Raw genomic sequence first — 17,669 nt, 5'->3', positions numbered from 1 at the left:
GGGGCATGGACGAAACTATCGTTGTCGACCCGCTTGTCATGCTTGGCGAACACGTTGCAGCGTCTTTGGGCGAAGCGGTCGCGGGTTTTGAAGTTGCGTTTGGTGACCTGGCAATCACCGTGCAGCGCGACGCCATCGTCGATGTCGTCACTTTTCTCCGAGATGATGCGAAGTGTCGCTTCATATCGTTCGTAGATGTCTGCGGTGCAGATTATCCGGCGCGGGAACATCGCTTCGACGTGGTCTACCACTTCCTCAGCCCGCATCTGAATCAGCGTATCAGGGTCAAGCTCGAGACCAGCGAAGACCTGCTCGTGCCTTCGATCTGTTCGGTGTTTCCGGGCGCTGACTGGTTTGAGCGCGAAACCTATGATCTTTACGGCATAACTTTTTCCGGACATCCGGATTTGCGGCGCATCCTCACCGATTATGGCTTCGATGGTCACCCGTTGCGCAAAGATTTCCCGCTCACTGGCTTTGTGGAAGTGCGGTACGACGAAGAGCGCAAGCGGGTGGTCTATGAGCCGGTCAAGCTGACGCAGGAATTCCGGTCGTTCGATTACCTGTCGCCTTGGGAAGGCACCGATTATGTCCTGCCCGGCGATGAGAAGGCGAAGAACTGATGTCTGAAGTCGACGTTCGCAATTTCACCATCAACTTTGGTCCGGTCCATCCGTCCGCGCACGGTGTGCTGCGTCTGATCCTCGAGTTGGACGGCGAGCTCGTCGAGCGCGTTGATCCGCATGTCGGCTTGCTGCATCGCGGGACAGAGAAGCTCATCGAGGCAAAGACCTACCTCCAGGCTGTGCCCTATTTCGATCGCCTCGACTATGTGGCGCCGATGAATCAGGAGCATGCATTTGCGCTGGCCGTGGAGCGGATGCTGGACATTGAAGTTCCGCGTCGCGGTCAGTTGATCCGTGTGCTTTATGCCGAGATCGGGCGCATCTTGGCGCATCTTATGAACGTCACCACTCAGGCGATGGACGTCGGGGCGCTGACGCCGCCTGTCTGGGGTTTCGAGTGGCGCGAAAAGCTGATGATCTTCTACGAGCGCGCTTCGGGCGCCCGTATGCACGCCGCCTATTTTCGGCCTGGTGGGGTGCACCAGGACCTTCCGCAAGCCCTAGTCGATGATATCGGTGGATTCTGCGACGAGTTTCTCGGTTTCCTCGTCGACCTCGATCGTCTGTTGACCGAAAACCGCATCTTCAAGCAGCGCAATGTCGATATCGGCGTCGTCACGCAGGAAGAAGCCTGGGGACTTGGGTTCTCCGGTGCAATGATCCGTAGCGCCGGCGCGGCTTGGGATTTGCGCAAAGCCCAGCCCTACGATGCCTATGCCGAGATGGATTTCGACATCGCCATAGGGTCGAACGGCGACTGCTACGACCGGTACCTTATCCGCATGGAAGAAATGCGGCAGGCGGCTCGGATCATGAAGCAGTGCGTTCAAAAGCTGAACGCTCCCGACGGCAAGGGCCCTGTGGCCTCTACTGATGGCAAGGTTGTGCCGCCCAAGCGGGGCGAGATGAAGAAGTCGATGGAAGCGCTGATCCATCACTTCAAGCTCTATACAGAGGGTTACAAGGTTCCCGCTGGCGAGATCTATGCTGCCGTCGAGGCGCCAAAAGGGGAATTCGGGGTCTATCTGGTGTCCGACGGCACCAACAAACCCTATCGCTGCCATATCCGCGCTCCGGGCTTTGCCCATCTGAGTGCAATGGATCGGCTGTGTCGCGGTCATATGCTGGCCGACGTCACTGCGATCCTGGGTTCGATTGATATTGTGTTCGGAGAGGTTGATCGCTGATGTCTGTGCGACGCCTTGCGGACGAGTCGGTTCAGCCGGCAAGTTTCGCCTTCACGCCTGAAAACCAAACATGGGCAGAAAAGCGCATCGGGCTTTATCCGCCTGGTCGGCAGCAATCTGCCGTCATTCCGCTGCTCATGCGTGCGCAGGATCAGGACGGTTGGGTTAGCCGCGCTACGATCGAGACGATCGCCGAAATGCTGGGCATGCCCTATATCCGCGTTCTGGAAGTGGCAACGTTTTACACCCAGTTCCAGTTGCAACCGGTGGGTCGCCATGCTCACATTCAGGTCTGCGGAACGACCCCTTGCATGCTGCGCGGCGCTGAAGGCCTTATCGAGGTATGCAAGAGCAAGATTCATCCAGAGCCGCACCATCTCAACGGCGACGGCACGTTGTCCTGGGAAGAAGTGGAGTGCGCTGGCGCCTGCGTGAACGCACCAATGGTCGCGATCTTCCACGACACGTATGAGGACCTGACGGCCGAGCGGCTCGAAGAAATCATTGACGCCTTCCACGCTGGCAAGGGCGACAGCATTAAGCCTGGGCCTCAAATCGACCGTCATTTCTCTGCAGCGGCCGAAGGTGCTCAGTCCACGCTGCTGGAGGAGCCAAAAGCGACGCGAGAAAAGTTCGTGCCACCGCCGGCGCCCGATGCTCCGGTTGCCGCATCGCCGGCGGCGCCCGCTGCGCCAACGACAGCGGCGAAGCCGAAAGATGTTGCCGAAGAGAATGCGCCGGCACTCAAGGGCACTCCAAAGGAAGCCAAGGTTTCCGAGGCCAAGGCAGAGGGCGAGCGTAAGGCCGCTGATGCTGCGGCAAAGGCCAACGGTACGCCCAATAATGCTATGCGTGAAGGCGCCGTTGGGGCAGAATCTAAAGCCGAAGGCATCGACGACGGGAAAGCCGTCGGCAAGGCCAAGGCGACGCCACCGGCGGAAGGCGGCAGTTCCGCCTCGGTCGAGAAGGCAGAGCCAGACGTCAAGGTCGAGGCGTATAATCCCAAGGAAGTGTCTCCGTCCCGCGATGCCGGTGCTATCCAGGCACTCTTCGACAAGCCGGAAGGCCCTGCGGATAATCTCAAGCTGCTTTCAGGTGTTGGCCCTGTGCTCGAAGGCAAGCTCAATGCCTTGGGGATTACGCGCTACGATCAGATTGCGGGCTTCAGCGATGCGGACATTGCGCGTATCGATGCTGCACTGAATTTCAAAGGCCGGGTGGCTCGTGACAATTGGGTCGGCCAAGCGGGGGCTCTGGCACGCGGTGGCGTCGAAGAGTATCGCAAGGTATTCGGGAAGGACCCGCGCTAGATGGTCAATTCCAAGATCGACTTCGCCAAGCTCTCGGCTCTGGACTACGTCATCGGCGTGATCCTAACCGTAGTGGCGACAGCTGTGGTGACCGCTCTTGAAATGGCGACGAATATTGCGCTTCCGAGCATTTTGGCATCGGCGGCAGGGGCGGCGATCGGGATCGCCGCCTGGTTCACTTATCTGTTGAAGCGGAAAGCCGATCATGCTCGCTGACAAGGATCGCATCTTCACCAATCTCTATGGGCGCCATGATTGGTCGCTCGATGGTGCCCGCGCACGCGGGGCCTGGGTTGGGACAAAGGAATTCATCGACAACGGTCGCGATTGGATCGTGAACGAGGTCAAAGCCTCGGGCTTGCGTGGCCGGGGTGGTGCGGGTTTCCCCACGGCACTCAAGTGGACCTTCATGCCAAAGGAAGGCGCTGGCGACGGTCGCCCGAGCCAGCTGCTGGTGAATGCTGACGAGTCCGAACCCGGCACCTGCAAGGACCGCGAGATCCTGCGCCATGATCCTCATCATCTGGTCGAAGGGTGTCTTCTGGCTGGCCGCGCAATGGGCGCTCATATCGCCTATATTTATGTGCGCGGCGAATTCATTCGCGAGCGCCAGCATCTGGAAGCTGCCGTCCAGCAAGCCTATGACGCCCGCCTGATCGGCAAGAACAACGTACATGGCTGGGACTTCGACATCGTCGTTCATCACGGCGCCGGCGCCTATATCTGTGGCGAGGAAACGGCACTGATGGAATCGCTGGAAGGCAAGAAGGGCCAACCCCGCCTCAAGCCTCCATTCCCGGCAGCGATGGGCGTCTATGGCAATCCGACCACGGTCAATAACGTCGAATCCATTGCTGTCGTCCCCGAAATCCTGCGGCGCTCGGGTGCGTGGTTCGCGTCCATCGGCCGGGCCAACAATACCGGCACCAAGCTGATGTGCGTCTCGGGCCATGTGAACCGGCCGGCGACGTTCGAAGAGGCGATGGGCGAAAGCTTCAAGGACATCATTGAAAAGCATTGCGGCGGCGTTCGCGGCGGGTGGGACAATCTGCTGGCCGTCATTCCCGGCGGTGCCTCGGTGCCTTGCGTGCCTGGCGAAAAGATCCAGAACGCCATCGTCGATTTTGACGGTCTGCGCGAGGTGGGATCATCCATGGGCACGGCTGCGATCATCGTCATGGACAAGTCCACCGATATTATCCGGGCCATCTGGCGCCTCTCGGCCTTCTACAAGCATGAGAGTTGCGGTCAGTGCACGCCCTGCCGCGAAGGTACTGGCTGGATGATGCGCGTCATGGCGCGCATGGTCGAAGGTCGTGCGCAAAAGCGGGAGATCGATATGCTGTTCGAGGTGACCAAGCAGATCGAAGGTCACACCATTTGTGCCCTGGGCGACGCCGCTGCGTGGCCGATCCAGGGCCTTATCCGCAATTTCCGTCATGTGATCGAAGAGCGGATCGACCAGTATACCTATTCGTCTACCAGCGACGGCGCCGTGCCGTCGATCGCTGCGGAGTAACTCGATGGCACAGATCAAGGTCGACGGCCTGCTCGTCGAAGTTCCCGATCATTACACGCTCATGCAGGCCGCAGAGGCGGCCGGCGCCGAGATTCCACGCTTTTGCTACCATGATCGACTGTCGGTCGCGGGCAATTGCCGCATGTGCCTTGTCGAGGTAAAGGGCGGGCCGCCAAAGCCGCAGGCCTCCTGTGCCATGTCGGTGAAGGACCTGCGTCCTGGACCCAACGGCGAAGCGCCAGAAATGTTCACCAACACGCCCATGGTCAAAAAGGCCCGGGAAGGCGTGATGGAGTTCCTTCTGATCAACCACCCGCTCGATTGCCCGATCTGCGATCAGGGCGGCGAATGTGATCTGCAGGACCAGGCCATGGCCTATGGTGTCTCCGGCTCACGCTTCTTCGAAAACAAGCGCGCCGTTGAAGACAAGTATATGGGCCCGCTGATCAAGACCTCGATGAACCGCTGCATCCATTGCACGCGGTGCGTTCGCTTCACCACCGAGGTGGCGGGCATTTCCGAACTGGGTCTTATCGGTCGCGGTGAAGACGCAGAGATCACACCTTATCTCGAGCGTGCTCTGTCGAGCGAGCTGCAGGGCAATGTCATTGATCTTTGCCCGGTTGGCGCGCTGACCTCCAAGCCATATGCGTTTCACGCTCGTCCGTGGGAACTGAGCAAGACCGAAAGCATCGACGTCATGGATGCCGTCGGTTCGGCAATCCGCGTCGATAGCCGTGGCCGCGAGGTCATGCGCATCCTGCCGCGTGTGAACGAGGCGATCAACGAAGAGTGGATTTCCGACAAGACGCGCTTTGTGTGGGATGGTCTGAAGAGCCAGCGGCTCGATCGGCCCTATGTGCGCAAGGGCGGTAAGCTGCAGCCTGCAAGCTGGGACGAGGCGATCACCGCCGTTGCCGGCCGCATCAAGAAGGCCGGTAATAAGGTCGGTGCCATTGCCGGGGATCTGGCCGCTGTCGAGGAGATGTATGCGCTCAAGGCGCTGCTTGCTTCGATTGGCTCGGGCATGACCGACGTCCGTCCGGCGATGTCGGGCATAGACCCCTCGATGCCGCGTTCGGCCTATATCTTCAACCCCACAATTGCGGGTATCGAAGAGGCCGATGCCATCGTCATCATCGGGTCCAATCCTCGCAAGGAGGCCTCAATCATCAATGCGCGCATTCGCAAGACCTGGCGCGCTAAGGGCCTGCCTATTGCCGTGATCGGCGAACAGGCCGACCTGACATACGATTACACGTATCTGGGTAATGGCCTCGAGACGCTGGCCGACCTTGCAGCGGGTAACGGTGCCTTTGCCAATACCCTCGCCAACGCACAGCGTCCCTTGATCATCGTCGGGGAGGGGGCCGTTTCGCATGCTTCCGCCGGAAAGCAGGCTGGTCGGGACACGATCGCGCTGGCGGCCAAGCTTGCGCGCGGCGCCAATGTTGATGACGGTTGGAACGGCTTTGCGCTGTTGCACAGCGCGGCAAGCCGCGTCGGCGGTCTCGATATCGGCTTCGTGCCCCATGATGGTGGTGTCTGCTCTGCCGACCAGATTGCGATGGCTGGCAAGGGCGAGCTCGATGTCCTGTTTCTTCTCGGGGCAGACGAGTATGACACCTCCGCCATGGGTAAGGCCTTTGTGGTCTATATTGGCTCGCATGGCGACAAGGGTGCTCATCGGGCAGACGTGATCCTTCCGGGCGCGACCTACACCGAAAAGTCGGGCACCTACGTCAATACCGAGGGCCGCGTCCAGGTCACGACTCGCGCAATTTTCCCGCCCGGCGACGCGAAAGAAGACTGGGCAATTATCAGGGCGCTCTCGGGTGCCATCGGCCAGCCGCTGCCTTTCGCTTCGCTGGCTCAGCTGCGCTCCACGCTTTATGCCGAATTCCCGCATCTGGCGCGCATCGATGAGATCGCTCCTGGTTCGGTCGGCGATGTCGCCAAGCTGGCCAAGGCTGCCATCAAGACCAAGTCAGCGTCCTATGCCACGCTGATCGACGACTTCTACCTCAGCAATCCGATCGCGCGGGCTTCCGCAACGATGGGCGAGTGTGCCGCCATGGCCGCTGGTCTCAGGCAGGCGGCGGAATAGGGGAGCATTATGGACTTTCTTCTCGCTGCCCTAGACTACCTGCTCGGTATTCCATTTCTCGGATGGGGGACGCAGATCGGCTTCATTTACAAGGCCCTGGCGCTTTTGGTGGGCCTGCTGATCTTTACTGCATTCATCCTTCTGGGTGACCGAAAGATCTGGGCTGCGGTGCAATTGCGCCGCGGTCCGAACGTGGTGGGTCCATTTGGTCTGTTGCAGTCCTTTGCCGATCTCTTGAAGTTTGTGTTCAAGGAAGCCATCATTCCGGCCGGCGCGGATAAGGTATTGTTCCTAGCTGCGCCGCTGATCACCGGTACGCTTGCCCTTGCAGGCTGGGCCGTTGTTCCGGTGGCTGACGGCTGGGCTATGGCCAATATCAATGTGGGTATCCTCTACCTGCTGGCCATCTCCTCGCTGGGGGTCTATGGCGTGATTATCGGTGGCTGGGCTTCGAACTCGAAGTACCCGTTCTTCGGCTCCATCCGCGCCGCTGCGCAGATGGTGTCCTATGAAGTGTCCATCGGCCTCGTCATCATCACGGTCTTGCTCTGCGTTGGCTCCCTGAACCTGAACGACATCGTCATCGCGCAGTACGAGATGGGTCTTGCCCATGCCCTGGGCGTGCCGTGGCTGAGCTTTCTCAACTGGTTCTGGCTGCCGCTCTTCCCAATGTTCGTGGTGTTCTACATCTCGGCCCTGGCAGAAACCAACCGTCCGCCCTTCGATTTTGCCGAGGGTGAGTCGGAACTGGTCGCAGGCTTCATGACTGAATATTCGGCCACGCCTTATCTTCTGTTCATGTTGGGCGAATACATCTCGATCCTTTTGATGTGCGCCATGACCACGATCCTGTTTCTCGGGGGCTGGGCTGCACCGATCGACCTGCCGCCCTTCACCTGGATTCCCGGGATATTCTGGTTCTTCATCAAGGTAACCCTCGTTTTCTTCATGTTTGCCATGGCAAAGGCTATCGTGCCTCGCTATCGCTACGACCAGCTCATGCGGATCGGCTGGAAACTGTTCCTGCCGCTTTCGCTGATCATGGTCGTCATCGTTGCATTCGTGCTTCAGCTGACTGGCTGGGGCTGGAACGGAGGGGTCGCCTGATGCGCGCCGGCCAACTCGTCAATACGCTTCTGCTCAAGGAATTCGTTTCGGCCTTCTTCCTGGCCATGCGCTATTTCTTCGCGCCCAAGCCCACTATCAACTATCCGTTCGAAAAGGGTGCGGTCAGCCCGCGCTTCCGGGGCGAGCATGCCCTGCGCCGCTACCCCAATGGGGAAGAGCGTTGCATTGCTTGCAAGCTGTGCGAGGCCATCTGCCCGGCCCAGGCCATCACCATCGAAGCCGGCCCGCGCCAGAATGACGGCACCCGGCGTACCGTGCGCTACGACATCGACATGGTGAAGTGCATCTATTGCGGTTTCTGCCAGGAAGCGTGCCCGGTGGATGCCATCGTGGAAGGCCCCAACTTCGAATTCGCAACCGAAACGCGCGAGGAATTGTACTTCTCCAAGGAGAAGCTCCTCAGCAACGGTGACCGTTGGGAGCGTGAAATCGCCGCCAACCTCGCCGCTGATGCGCCCTATCGCTGAGAGGGAAGACGATGAGCCTTCCACTATTTTTCTTCTATGTATTCTCGGCGGTCGCCGTCGCTTCGGCCTTCATGGTCATTTCGGCGCGCAATCCGGTGCATGCGGTCCTGTTTCTGATCCTGACCTTCGTGAATGCTGCCGGCCTGTTTATGTTGGCGGGTGCAGAGTTCCTGGCACTGATCCTGATTGTCGTCTATGTGGGCGCCGTAGCGGTTTTGTTCCTCTTCGTCGTCATGATGCTCGATGTCGACTTTGCCGAGCTCAAGTCGGGGCTGTTGCAATATGCTCCAATCGGCATTCTGGTCGGGGTGGTTCTTTTCCTTGAGCTACTGCTGGTTGCCGGTAGCGCCTTTATCTCTCCCGAGATCACGGGTGGAGCCGCGCTCCCGATCGACAACACAATCGAAAACACGCGTGCCTTGGGCCAGGTGCTCTACACGCGCTACGTGTTCCTGTTCCAGGGCGCTGCTGCCGTATTGCTGGTCGCCATGATTGGGGCGATCGTCCTTACGCTGCGGCACCGTCCAGGCATCAAGCGGCAGAGCACTGCCTCGCAGATCGGTCGCAAGGCCGGCGATACGCTCAAGGTCGTCAAAGTCAAATCGGGCCAGGGGCTTTAGGGGGTTATCATGGGTCTGGAAATCGGGCTCGGTCATTACCTGACCGTCGCTGCCATCCTGTTCACGCTTGGCGTGTTCGGCATCTTTATCAACCGCAAGAACATCATCGTCATCCTGATGTCTGTCGAGCTGATCCTGCTTGCCGTCAATCTCAACCTGGTGGCCTTTAGTGCGCAGCTCAACGACCTGCAGGGTCAGGTGTTCGCGCTGATGATCCTGACCGTGGCCGCTGCTGAAGCTGCCATCGGTCTGGCCATCCTCGTAATCTTCTACCGCAACCGTGGCACAATCGCGGTTGAGGACGTCAACATGATGAAGGGCTAGGGCACCCGCTATGATCATTCAGGCGATTGTTTTCCTGCCCCTTATCGGGGCGCTTATTGCCGGCCTTTTGGGCCGCCAGATCGGACATCGTCCGGCTGAGTTCATTACCACCGGACTCCTGAGCGTAGCAGCGGTGCTCAGCTGGGTCGTGTTCCTTCCGGTCGCTTTTGGCGACGGGCTGGTGGGTGCCGTGGGCGACGGCCATGCGGCCGTGCTCAAGGTCGAGATCATGCGTTGGATCCAGGTCGGTGACATGGACCTGCGCTGGACCTTACGCGTCGATACGCTGACTGCGATCATGCTGGTGGTGGTCAACACGGTTTCAGCACTCGTTCACGTCTACTCCATCGGCTACATGAACGAGGATCCGCATCGCTCGCGCTTCTTCGCTTACCTGTCGCTCTTCACCTTCGCCATGCTCATGCTGGTGACTGCCGACAACTTCCTCCAGATGTTCTTCGGGTGGGAAGGCGTAGGTCTTGCGTCGTACCTGTTGATCGGGTTCTGGTACACCCGGCCGTCTGCCACCGCTGCAGCGATGAAAGCCTTCGTGGTCAATCGCGTCGGCGATTTCGGTTTCGCGCTCGGTATTTTCGGCGCCTTCATGGTGCTCGGCCACATCGATTTCGACGGCGCCTTCCAGGCCGCCGATGAATTTGCGACTACCGGCCTGCCGGTGATCCAGTTCCTGGGTTGGCAGCTCGACGCCATGACGGTGATCTGCCTGCTGCTTTTTATGGGCGCTATGGGCAAGTCGGCGCAGTTCCTGCTGCACACCTGGCTACCGGACGCCATGGAAGGCCCGACGCCAGTATCGGCTCTCATCCACGCCGCTACCATGGTGACTGCCGGTGTCTTCATGGTCGCTCGGCTTTCGCCATTGTTTGAAACGTCACCTGTGGCGTTGACAGTGGTCATCGTGGTCGGCGCCATCACGGCATTCTTTGCCGCTACCGTCGGCCTCGTGCAGAACGACATCAAGCGGGTGATTGCTTATTCGACCTGCTCGCAGCTCGGCTATATGTTCGTTGCTTTGGGGGTTGGCGCCTATTCTGCAGGCGTGTTCCACCTGTTCACGCATGCCTTCTTCAAAGCCCTGCTGTTCTTGGGAGCAGGTTCGGTCATCCATGCGATGCATCACGAGCAGGACATGCGGAACATGGGCGGCCTGCGCAAGAAGATCCCCATCACCTATGCGATGATGATGATCGGTACGCTCGCCCTCACCGGCGTGGGCATCCCCGGCACCAATTTCGGCTTTGCTGGCTTCTTCTCCAAAGATGCCATTATCGAAAGCGCCTATGCGTTCGGCGGCAATGCGGGCACGATGGCGTTCTGGCTGCTGGTGATTGCAGCCCTGTTCACCAGCTTCTATTCCTGGCGCCTGGTCCACCTGACGTTTCACGGCTCACCCCGCGATGCCCAGCATCACGGTGAAGGTCCGCATCCGGACCCGGCTCATTCGGCCCTGGAAAGCCACGACGAGCCGATCGACGACAGCAATGCGGACGATCACGGCCATCATGGTCACCACCATGGCTCGGCTTATGACAATGCGCATGAATCGCCAAATGTCATGCTGGTGCCGCTTTATGTCCTCTCCGTGGGTGCAGTGCTGGCAGGCGTGGTGTTCTACGGCATGTTCTTCCACGACGTTGAACATATTGAACACTTCTTTGCCGGGTCGATCTTTGTCGATCACCAGATCATCGAGGACGCACATCATGTCCCGACCTGGGTGAAATGGAGCGCAACCATCGCCATGATCGCGGGCTTCGTTGCGGCCTGGTTCATGTATATTCGTCGCCCGGAAACGCCGGCAAAGCTCGCGGCGTCCAATCCGGGGCTCTACAAGTTCCTGCTCAACAAGTGGTACTTCGATGAGCTCTACAACACGATCTTCGTGCGCCCCGCGCTCTGGATCGGTAACGCGATATGGAAAGGGTTCGATGACTGGCTGGTTGACGGCAAGATCACCGAAGGCCTTGGCCGTCGCGTTCAGAATGTCACCAGCTGGGTCGTCAAACTGCAGTCCGGCTATCTGTACCATTATGCCTTCGCCATGCTCATCGGCATTGCGGCGCTGCTGACCTGGGCCATTACGGCCGGGGGGCTCCTCTGATGACCTTCGACAATTCGATACTCACGATTGTAACCTGGCTGCCCATTCTGGGTGCGGCCCTTTTGCTGGCGACACCCAAGACGTCGATCGGGGCGATCCGCTGGATTTCGCTCGCGACCACGCTTGTGGTCTTCGCGCTGTCGCTTGCGCTCTGGAATGCGTTCGACGCGTCCAATGCCGGTTTCCAGTTTGTCGTGAACATGCCGTGGATTGGCGACAATATAGGCTACCGGGTCGGCGTGGACGGCATTTCGGTGCTGTTTGTGGTCCTGACCGCGCTTCTGATGCCGGCGGTCGTGCTTGCCAGCTGGGAAGTCGAGACGCGGCTCAAGGAATACATGATAGTCTTTCTGGTGCTCGAGACGCTGATGATCGGCGTGTTCACCACGCTCGACCTGGCCATGTTCTACGTGTTCTTCGAAGGTACGCTTTTGCCGATGTTCCTGATCATCGGCATCTGGGGCGGATCACAGCGCATTCAGGCGGCATACAAGTTCTTCTTCTACACCTTCGTCGGCTCGGTGCTCATGCTCCTGGCCATGATGGCGATGTATTGGGATGCCGGAACGACTGATATTTCGCGCCTGTTGAACCACGATTTTCCGGCAGGGATGCAGACGTGGCTGTGGCTGGCCTTCTTCGCGTCGCTGGCAGTGAAAATGCCGATGTGGCCGTTCCACCGCTGGTTGCCCGAGGCTCACGTTCAAGCTCCGACCGCAGGTTCGGTGATTCTGGCGGCTATCCTGCTCAAGTTGGGCGGCTATGGTTTCCTTCGCTTCAGCCTTCCCATGTTCCCGGATGCCTCTGCTCAGTTCGCCAACTTCGTCTTTGTCCTGTCGGTGGCCGCCATCATCCTGACCTCGCTGGTCGCGCTGGTGCAGACCGACATCAAGAAGCTGATTGCATACTCGTCCGTGGCACATATGGGCTTTGTGACCATGGGCATCTTTGCGGGCAATGCGCTCGGCATTCAGGGTGCGATGTTTCAGATGATTTCGCATGGCATCGTTTCGGGCGCGCTGTTCCTATGCGTTGGCGTGATCTACGACAGAATGCACACTCGTGAAATTTCGGCCTATGGCGGGCTGGTCGAGCGCATGCCGCAATATGCCTTCGCCTTCATGGTCTTCACGATGGCCAATGTTGGACTGCCGGGCACTTCGGGGTTTGTGGGCGAGTTCCTCACCATGATGGGCGTATTCCAGGTCAATACCTGGGTGGCGTTCGGTGCTGCGTTCGGCGTGATTTTGTCGGCCTGCTACGCGCTCTGGCTCTATCGTCGGGTGATTTTCGGCGCACTCACCAAGGACAGCCTTAAGGGCATCCTGGATCTCAACCTGCGCGAAAAGATCGTGATTTATCCGCTGATCGTGCTCACCATTGTGTTCGGCTTTTACCCAGCGCCAATCCTGGATACGACGGCGGCAGCCGTCGACAATCTGGTGGTGCAGTATTCGACCGCCGTTGGTCGCGACGCTGCAGTGGACCTGGCCGACCAGCGCATCCAACTCGATTACGCCGCGCCCACGGGCGAGGCACAGCCGGCCACAGCGCCTGCTTCGCACTAGGAGACAGTCGTGAATTCTGACATTACCGATTTTGCGAGCCTGGCTCCGGCCTATCCGGAACTGCTGATGGCCGTCGGTGCGCTGGCGCTGTTGCTCGTCGGCATCGTGGTCAACAAGGAGAAGTCCAGTCTGGTCAACTGGTTGGCTATTGGTCTTCTGATCGCTACCGGTCTTCTGGTTGTGCTGCAACCTGCCGATGGCATCATCTTCAATGGCCTTTTCATTGCAGACGGCTTTGCCCGCTACATGAAAGTGTTGGTGATCGGTGGCGCCGCGCTGGCATTGATCCTGGGTCTTTCCAATGCCGAAGAGAACGGCATTCATAAATACGAATATGCAATTCTGGCCGTCCTCGCGACGCTGGGCATGATGGTGATGGTTTCGGCCAATGACCTGATGAGCCTCTATGTGGGTCTTGAGCTGCAGTCTCTGGCGCTCTATGTCATGGCCGCCATCAAGCGCGACGATAGTCGCGCCACCGAAGCGGGCCTCAAGTATTTCGTGCTGGGCGCGTTGTCGTCGGGCATGCTGCTTTATGGCGCCTCATTGGTCTATGGCTTTACCGGCCATACCAACCTCTCCGAGATCGTCATCGCGATTTCGAACGAAGGTCGTTCGGTTGGGCTGATCTTTGGCATGGTATTTCTGCTGGCAGGTGTCGCCTTCAAGATTTCTGCGGTTCCGTTCCACATGTGGACGCCGGACGTCTATGAAGGGGCTCCAACGCCGGTCACCGCCTTCTTCGCCATGGCGCCGAAAGTTGCGGCAATGACGTTGATGGTCCGCTTGGTCATGGACACATTCTCGCCCATCACCAGCGACTGGCAGCAGATCGTCATTTTCCTGTCGATCGCTTCCATGGTTCTGGCAGCCTTCGCAGCCATCGGGCAGAGCTCGATCAAGCGTCTGATCGCCTATTCGTCGATCGGTCATGTGGGGTTTGCCTTGGTGGGGCTATCTTCCGGGACCCAGGTCGGGGTCGAGGGCGTTGCAATCTACATGGCGATCTATGTCGGCATGACAGTCGCGCTGTTTGCCTGCCTTCTGTCGCTGCGCACCGAAAAAGGTTATGTCGAGACCATTGAGGACCTGGCAGGAGCGTCCAAAACCCGTCCTTTCGTTGCGGCGGTCATGGCGATCGTCATGTTCTCGCTGATCGGTCTGCCGCCGCTGGCTGGATTTTTCGCGAAGTGGCAGGTGTTTCTGGCCGCCATCGAAGCCAATCTTTATGTCCTGGCTGTCATCGGGATGCTGGCATCTGCGATAAGCGCCTTCTATTACCTGCGCGTCGTCAAGGTGATGTATTTCGATGAACCAAGATCGGATTTCATCGCCGTGCCCGGTGAGCTCAACATCATCATGGCGGTGTTTAGCTTCCTCATCGTCACGTACTTCTTCACGGTGGGCAATCCGCTCTCGGCCCTGGCGCACAATGCTGCCGGAAGCCTCTTCTAGGTGAGTGACTTCTCGCTGGGCCCCAACGCGCGGTCAGCCGGTTACAGGCTGACCGGTTTCGATGAAATCGGGTCGACAAACAGCGAAGCGCTTGCCGCGGCGTCATTGGGCGATCCCGGCGGAATCTGGTTTGCGGCCCGCCACCAGACGGCAGGTCGGGGCAGGCGGGGCCGCCAATGGCACAGCGTGCGTGGAAACCTGGCCGCAAGCCTTCTCATTGTGCCCGATGCTGCGCCAGAGCAGATTGCGACCCTGGGGTTTGTGGCCGGTGTCGCGCTTAATCGGGCTTTGGCCGCCGTCCTGCCGCAGGGTCGCTTCCGAGTTGGCATTGACGGAATGGACGGGGCAGATGGCCGATCGCGCATTGCGCTCAAGTGGCCAAACGACGTCTTGGCCGATGGCGAAAAGCTCTCGGGTATCCTCCTTGAAGCCAGCAAGACACCCGATGGTCGCAGCGCAATTGTCATCGGTTGCGGTGTCAACGTGGTTGCCGCGCCAGAGGGCACGCCTTATCCGGCAACAAGCTTGCTGGCCCTTGGGGTGGAACGCAGCGCCGAGCAGGTCTTCGAGGCTTTGTCAGATGCCTGGGTAGATGTCTTTGCCCTCTGGGATGACGGCCGTGGCATCGCTGCCGTTCTTGAGCTGTGGCGGAGTTCGGCAGCGGGTATCGGTGCTCCGGTAGCGGTATCGCAGGATGGCGTGGTGCGACGTGGAATCTTTGAAACTATCGATGCTGCCGGTCGGCTGATCATTCGCGACGAAGACGGTTCGCGCTTTCCGATCACCGCAGGCGATGTGCATTTTGGGGCAACGGCCAGCGCCCGAAGCTGACCACAACAGACGTGCGGCGACCGGCGACCAGAGTTCGCGCGGCGCAGCGTCAATTAGAAGGAAAACCCATGGCTAAGACCCAAAGGGATGAACTCGTCTTCGTACCGCTTGGCGGCGTTGGCGAAATCGGAATGAACATGGCTGCCTATGGCTTCGGTCCAGAGCGGTCGCGCAAATGGATCGTGGTGGATTGCGGCGTCAGCTTTGGCGGTCCGGACCTGCCAGGCATCGAACTCATCATGGCCAATCCGGAATTTCTTGAGGAGAATGCCGACGACGTCTTGGCCCTGGTTCTCACCCATAGCCACGAGGACCATTACGGGGCCGTGCTCGATCTCTGGCCCGTCTTCGACAAGCCGGTCTATGCCACTCCGTTTACCGCCGCCATGTTGGCTGCCAAGCGGGCAGGGGACGGTATCGTCGAGAATGTCGACATCACCATCATGCGCCCAGGCAAGCCGTTTTCAGTCGGGCCCTTTACCATCGAGCCGATCAATGTTGCCCATTCGATCCCTGAATCCAATGCGCTGCTGATCACGACGCCGGTTGGTCGGGCGCTGCATACCGGGGACTGGAAGCTCGATCCGACGCCGATCACCAGTGCTCCTACGGACGTTGCGCGTCTCGAAGCGATCGGCGCGGAAAGCGCGTTGCCCTTGGCTTTGGTCTGCGACTCCACCAATGCGATGAAGGATGGCGAGAGCCCAAGCGAACAGGAAATCGGAGACAATCTGGCCCGCCTGATTGCCGAAGCGCCGCACCGGGTCGCTGTCACAACCTTTGCGTCCAATGTTGGTCGCGTCGTCTCCATCGTTCGCGCGGCCCATAAGGCGGGGCGCGAAGTTGTCATGTCTGGCCGCTCGCTGCACCGCATCATGGGCATTGCCAAGGAGCTTGGCATGCTCGAGGGCCTGCCGACCCTGCATGATCAGGACATGTATAAGTCAATCGCACGCGACAAATGCGTGTTGATCTGTACGGGCAGTCAGGGCGAGGCCCGCGCCGCCATTGCCCGCATCGCGCGAGGCGATCATCCTGTGATCGATCTGAATGCTGGCGATCGCATGATCTTCTCGTCCTGGGCCATTCCCGGCAATGAGCGCGAGGTGCAGGACATCCAGAACCAGTTGATCGACAAAGGCGTCGAGGTCATCACAGCCAATGACGCACTGGTTCATGTCACTGGCCATCCGCGTCGTGGCGAATTGCGCAAGCTCTATTCCCTGGTCAAGCCGGAGGTGCTGGTCCCGGTCCACGGCGAAGCCGCGCATCTGGCAGCTCACGCCAAACTCGGCCGCGAGGCTGGCATCGCCAATGTCTGCGAGGCGCGGAACGGCGATCTGGTTCGTCTCTTCCCTGAGGCTATGACCTTTCCGGCAGAGGTGCGTACGGGCGAGCTTTATCTTGATGGCCTGGTTCTCTGCACACCCGAGGAGAGCGGCGTCAAGGGACGGCGGAGACTGTCTTTCGGCGGCATGATCATTGTCAGCTTGGCCGTCAATGGCAGCGGCCATGTCGTGTCTGGCCCGGAAATGGTAATCGAGGGGCTACCTGAAACGGAAGAAGAATCGGTCGCCGAACTGGTCGAAGACACAGTCAGTGGGGTCATCAAATCAATGCCGCCAAAGCGGCGGTCCGATACCGAGGTGCTCAATTCTGCGCTGTTCAAGGCAATCCGCAATGAGGTCAATGCATTCTGGGGACGCAAGCCCAATGTCAGCGTCTTCGTGCATCGGGTTTGATATGGGGTCTCGCATCTGCCCCGGCATCTTGCCGGGGCGGCCTGCTACCCGCGACACGTTGGCTGCTTCCGCTAGCGGCCTGTGACGGCTAAGAAGGCAATATGCAAATTGCTTCGATCATCGCGGTTTATTTCGTTGTCTGGTGGCTCACCTTCGTCATGGTGCTGCCAATCGGCAATCAAAGTCATCATGAGGCCGGTGCCGAGATCGTGGCAGGTTCCGATCCTGGCGCACCGCTGAAGCCGAGGCTGTTGTACAAACTGCTGCTGGCAACCGGCCTGTCAGTGGTGTTCACGGCGCTGCTGCTTTGGGGCCTCTCCAACGAGACACTCTATCAATACTGGAATCGCTGACCTGCCTGAGCGTTCTTTGCCATCAGGCTACGCTGTATGAACAGCGTCTCAGGAAAAGCCTTCGGACAAGGCAATAGCTGGTTGATCCAAAACAAAAAAGCGGGGCTCGAAGGCCCCGCTGAATTGAGTTTGTTCGACAATACATTGGTCTTAGGCGCGCTACAAAGCGGCAGCCAATGCTCCTCCCTTGACGTTGTCGACGTCCGGCGGTTTGGGCCGCCTTTGTTTTATTGGCCCGGACCCTAACAACACTTTTTGGGTCTGCCAAGTAGATTCTGCATAGCTTGCATGCTTGCATCGAATGGACGGT

Annotated in this window: 16 protein-coding genes; all 16 read left to right on the top strand. The window is 59.2% G+C overall.

The genetic code is table 11. The features are described from left to right. Positions 1 to 5 precede the first annotated feature (5 nt). The 16 genes from VE26_RS06825 (at position 6) to VE26_RS06750 (ending at position 17,359) form a co-directional block, all read left to right on the top strand. Positions 6 to 623, top strand: coding sequence for an NADH-quinone oxidoreductase subunit C (locus VE26_RS06825; RefSeq protein ID WP_046104290.1), 618 nt, complete (start codon positions 6 to 8; stop codon positions 621 to 623). Continuing rightward, complete coding sequence (locus tag VE26_RS06820; RefSeq protein ID WP_046104289.1) at positions 623 to 1,813, top strand: NADH-quinone oxidoreductase subunit D; 1,191 nt, start codon at positions 623 to 625, stop codon at positions 1,811 to 1,813. Before VE26_RS06825 ends, VE26_RS06820 begins: the two co-directional genes overlap by 1 nt. After that, complete coding sequence (nuoE, locus tag VE26_RS06815) at positions 1,813 to 3,123, top strand: NADH-quinone oxidoreductase subunit NuoE (protein ID WP_046104288.1); 1,311 nt, start codon at positions 1,813 to 1,815, stop codon at positions 3,121 to 3,123. Before VE26_RS06820 ends, nuoE begins: the two co-directional genes overlap by 1 nt. Then, the gene (locus VE26_RS06810; protein WP_046104287.1) at positions 3,124 to 3,339 is read left to right on the top strand and encodes a hypothetical protein; all 216 of its coding nucleotides are present in this window, start codon (positions 3,124 to 3,126) and stop codon (positions 3,337 to 3,339) included. It abuts the gene before it with no gap. After that, positions 3,329 to 4,642: an NADH-quinone oxidoreductase subunit NuoF gene (nuoF, locus tag VE26_RS06805; protein WP_046104286.1), complete on the top strand. Its 1,314-nt coding sequence runs from the start codon at positions 3,329 to 3,331 to the stop codon at positions 4,640 to 4,642. Before VE26_RS06810 ends, nuoF begins: the two co-directional genes overlap by 11 nt. A gap of 4 nt (positions 4,643 to 4,646) precedes the next feature. After that, complete coding sequence (gene nuoG, locus VE26_RS06800) at positions 4,647 to 6,749, top strand: NADH-quinone oxidoreductase subunit NuoG (RefSeq protein WP_046104285.1); 2,103 nt, start codon at positions 4,647 to 4,649, stop codon at positions 6,747 to 6,749. Positions 6,750 to 6,758: 9 nt separating this feature from the next. Beyond that, positions 6,759 to 7,856, top strand: coding sequence for an NADH-quinone oxidoreductase subunit NuoH (gene nuoH, locus VE26_RS06795; protein WP_084620067.1), 1,098 nt, complete (start codon positions 6,759 to 6,761; stop codon positions 7,854 to 7,856). Next, the gene (gene nuoI / locus VE26_RS06790) at positions 7,856 to 8,344 is read left to right on the top strand and encodes an NADH-quinone oxidoreductase subunit NuoI (RefSeq protein ID WP_046104284.1); all 489 of its coding nucleotides are present in this window, start codon (positions 7,856 to 7,858) and stop codon (positions 8,342 to 8,344) included. The genes nuoH and nuoI overlap by 1 nt, the downstream gene beginning before the upstream one ends. 11 nt (positions 8,345 to 8,355) lie before the next feature. Further along, positions 8,356 to 8,964: an NADH-quinone oxidoreductase subunit J gene (locus VE26_RS06785; RefSeq protein WP_046104283.1), complete on the top strand. Its 609-nt coding sequence runs from the start codon at positions 8,356 to 8,358 to the stop codon at positions 8,962 to 8,964. 15 nt (positions 8,965 to 8,979) lie between these two features. Then, complete coding sequence (nuoK, locus tag VE26_RS06780; RefSeq protein ID WP_046105112.1) at positions 8,980 to 9,288, top strand: NADH-quinone oxidoreductase subunit NuoK; 309 nt, start codon at positions 8,980 to 8,982, stop codon at positions 9,286 to 9,288. A gap of 10 nt (positions 9,289 to 9,298) precedes the next feature. Then, a complete protein-coding gene (nuoL, locus tag VE26_RS06775; protein ID WP_084620065.1) occupies positions 9,299 to 11,410 on the top strand; it encodes an NADH-quinone oxidoreductase subunit L in 2,112 nt (703 codons plus the stop codon). After that, the gene (locus tag VE26_RS06770; RefSeq protein WP_046104282.1) at positions 11,410 to 12,978 is read left to right on the top strand and encodes an NADH-quinone oxidoreductase subunit M; all 1,569 of its coding nucleotides are present in this window, start codon (positions 11,410 to 11,412) and stop codon (positions 12,976 to 12,978) included. Before nuoL ends, VE26_RS06770 begins: the two co-directional genes overlap by 1 nt. 9 nt (positions 12,979 to 12,987) lie before the next feature. Then, the gene (gene nuoN, locus VE26_RS06765; protein ID WP_084620063.1) at positions 12,988 to 14,433 is read left to right on the top strand and encodes an NADH-quinone oxidoreductase subunit NuoN; all 1,446 of its coding nucleotides are present in this window, start codon (positions 12,988 to 12,990) and stop codon (positions 14,431 to 14,433) included. Continuing rightward, positions 14,434 to 15,264, top strand: a complete 831-nt coding sequence (locus VE26_RS06760; protein WP_046104281.1) for a biotin--[acetyl-CoA-carboxylase] ligase — start codon at positions 14,434 to 14,436, stop codon at positions 15,262 to 15,264. It begins immediately after the preceding gene. Between the two features lie 68 nt (positions 15,265 to 15,332). After that, positions 15,333 to 17,006 carry a ribonuclease J gene (locus tag VE26_RS06755; protein WP_046104280.1) on the top strand — a complete coding sequence of 558 codons (1,674 nt, stop codon included), beginning with the start codon at positions 15,333 to 15,335 and terminating at the stop codon, positions 17,004 to 17,006. Positions 17,007 to 17,107: 101 nt separating this feature from the next. Further along, positions 17,108 to 17,359, top strand: coding sequence for a DUF1467 family protein (locus tag VE26_RS06750; protein ID WP_046104279.1), 252 nt, complete (start codon positions 17,108 to 17,110; stop codon positions 17,357 to 17,359). The last annotated feature ends 310 nt before the right edge of the window (positions 17,360 to 17,669 follow it).

It is taken from the genome of Devosia chinhatensis, from assembly GCF_000969445.1.
Lineage (GTDB): Bacteria > Pseudomonadota > Alphaproteobacteria > Rhizobiales > Devosiaceae > Devosia > Devosia chinhatensis.
Note: the sequence above shows the minus strand (reverse complement) of the source record. Positions and strands in the feature narration are given on the sequence as shown.